General features: G+C 38.9%; 2 protein-coding genes. Both read left to right on the plus strand.

What is annotated here, in order from left to right; translation table 11 throughout:
• The coding region (locus LHL20_RS20665) for a site-specific integrase (RefSeq protein WP_226434651.1) at positions 1-1,165 on the plus strand (1,165 nt) is incomplete at its 5' end.
• The gene (locus LHL20_RS20670) at positions 1,155-2,666 is read left to right on the plus strand and encodes a site-specific integrase (protein ID WP_226434652.1); all 1,512 of its coding nucleotides are present in this window, start codon (positions 1,155-1,157) and stop codon (positions 2,664-2,666) included. The genes LHL20_RS20665 and LHL20_RS20670, both read left to right, overlap by 11 nt.
• The last annotated feature ends 96 nt before the right edge of the window (positions 2,667-2,762 follow it).

A 2,762-nucleotide genomic window follows, 5' to 3' on the forward strand; every position in this document is an offset into this window, starting at 1 on the left:
GATTAACGGTAGGGATCTGCTTGAGGAAATATATAACGGTAAAGTACCTAACCTTGATGATATTAATAAACTTAAAGAGCACTGCTCATATCAGGCTAAAGTGGTTAAAGATAAACCAGCAAGTAATGTGGTCGATATGGGAAAGTTTCATTTATCAAAATCACAAGACAAACCGACTATTGGTAAATCTCAATATATATCCCGTATAGCTCACATTGCAGAGTTTCTTCACTTTATAGGGCAAGAGAGAGTCAAGCATAAGCCAGCAGCCGCAGAACTTATGGAGGCGCTGGATAAGATGAAAACTCGACTTAAGAGTGGTAAGCCAAAAGGAAAATCGAAGAAAGTTTCCTTAGATAAATCTGGTATTCCAGATGATGTATTTGATGACTTTGTTGAGGTAGCTAAGCCTGATTCACATTACAACCCGTTTAAAAACCCAGTTATCAAGTTTAGAAACTATTTAATTGTTCAAGTTTTGTATGAAACAGGATTTAGATGTGCTGAGTTATTAGCGCTTCGAATTAGCGATATTGGAACAGATATTGACAATCCAGCATTGTCAGTTGTTAGAAGACATGACAGTAAGGATGATCCTAGGTTAAAAGAGCCAACAGCAAAGACTCTCGGCAGAGCTGTTTCTATTACAAAAGAGCTAAGAGACTTGTTAAATACTTATATAAAGGTTCATCGTGCGGATACGAAAGTAGCGAAAACACACCCATTTATTTTTGTTTCTCACAAAGATAAGGAGGGACATTACCAGTCTGGACAACCGCTCATTCAACAAACAATTAATGATGTATTTAAAAGCATTAAAGGTGTTAACCCTGAGCGTTTCTGGGCTATTACACCTCATTCTTATAGGCATTATTTTAATGATCAACTGTCAGATCAGATTGATGAGGAAAGAAGGGCTGTCAGGCAAGAAGTAAAACGATTGGAACAGGCGGGGTTGCATCAAGCTGCAAAGCAATATGCAGACGAAAATAAGATTACAAAGCAGCGAGAGCTGGAGATAAGAGCTGAATTAAATGGACATTCATCTCTTAAATCAGGTGAGATTTATCTCAAGCGAACTGCAAGAAAACAGGCACAAAGGATACGCCAAAGAATGCAATCGCGGATGAAGCACAAAACAGACGAGGGTTATCATGGTAGCTAAAGCAAAAAAATTACACGGCTCAAAAAGCGCTAGAACAAAGTCGGATAAGCGATACAGTAAAGCTAACTATGAATTTGATGTGTATGACGATCTTTGGCAATTAGATGCAAATAAGTCACTGAATTTTGATTTACTGGCCCCTCTAAATTTAGACCCAAAGTTCGAAATTAACTTCAAACTAGCCTTGGCTGACTATGCTTCAGAATTTTCGTCTTCTTATGCGTTGAATATATTCATGTTTAGCCGATTGCTTTTTGCAATTGGCGTGAGTGATGCTGTTCGAGAACAGCATATAGTGAATTTCAAAGCGACCCTGACTAAAAGCACTGAATACAAGCTTGGTTATATTCGTGCATTTTTACTGGACTGGCACGACAAAGAGATCAAAGGAGTTGATAAAAAGGCGGTTGAGTTACTTAACTCACTTAAACTTTCTGGTAATGAAAAAGGAAAAGCTGTTGCCTTAGGCTGCCCTTTTAGCGGAGCGTATTCATTTGAAGAACAAACAGCCTTTATAAACTGGTACGTGGATGCCTTTACTGAAAAGCAGATCTCGTTGACTGATTACGCCTTTATCATGGCACTACAACAAACGGGTGCCCGTCCTGTTCAACTCACTTATCTCTACTATGGAGATTTAATAACAAGGACTGAAGAAGGTGTTGAGCATTTTGATTTACAACTCCCAAATGCTAAAAAACGTGATGAACATTTTAGAGGCTCTTTTCAACTCAAGAAGGACACTGGTGAAGATTTAATGCTGGTGCTAAAAACGCAGGCAAATCAATCCATCAAGGCTGTTGAAACACAATTTGATATTAAATTGAAATCCAGCCAAAAGAACCAAATTCCTATTTTCCTCAATACACGAGAAATGTCTAAACTCGCTAGTTTTGATGAATTTGAACAGCTACAACAAAAAACGCCTGACTTATTGTGTATACGGATGAAAGGAGCAAATCCTTCTATTGGTGAAATGATCAGGCGTTTGTCTCGACTTTGCCCTTTAAAAACAACACGGATTAAGTTAGATGATGGGTTTGGTGATTTGCATATCAATCCCAGACGATTCCGCTATACCCATGCAACCAATATGGCAATGTTAGGAGCAAGCGATTATGCAATAGCCGAAGAACTAGGCCAGTCGGATACCCAACAAGTAAAAGTCTACACTGAGTTCAACGAAGCAATGGCTGACAGAATTGATGAAGCATTGGCATCTGATTTAACGCCATTGGCGCAGGCATTTTCAGGTACTTTAATAGATAGCGAAAAAGACGCAATTCGAGCCAATGATCCTCGTAGCCGAATTAATAACAATGATGGCAATCCTGTCGGAAATTGTGGCAAGTTTGGCTTTTGTGCTAATGGCACAATTCATTGTTACACCTGCAATAAATTTCAACCTTGGCTGAATGCACCTCATGCTGAAGTCCTGAAAAGTGTCATTTCTGAACGTGATCGAAAGCGTAAAATGGGTGCAAGTGAGTTTGTGTTATGAATCGCCACTAATTTCCTAGACGCCTCTCAGTTAGATAAACTAACTGAAAAGAGAGGTGCTTATGAGCGGTAAACGCTACCCTGAAGAATTTAAAAT

The sequence above is a fragment of the Alteromonas sp. McT4-15 genome (assembly GCF_020515205.1).
GTDB lineage: Bacteria > Pseudomonadota > Gammaproteobacteria > Enterobacterales > Alteromonadaceae > Alteromonas.

Coding starts and splice junctions, on each gene's coding strand:
- LHL20_RS20670 (WP_226434652.1), top strand. CDS start 1,155: ATGGTAGCTAAAGCAAAAAAATTACACGGCTCAAAAAGCGCTAGAACA.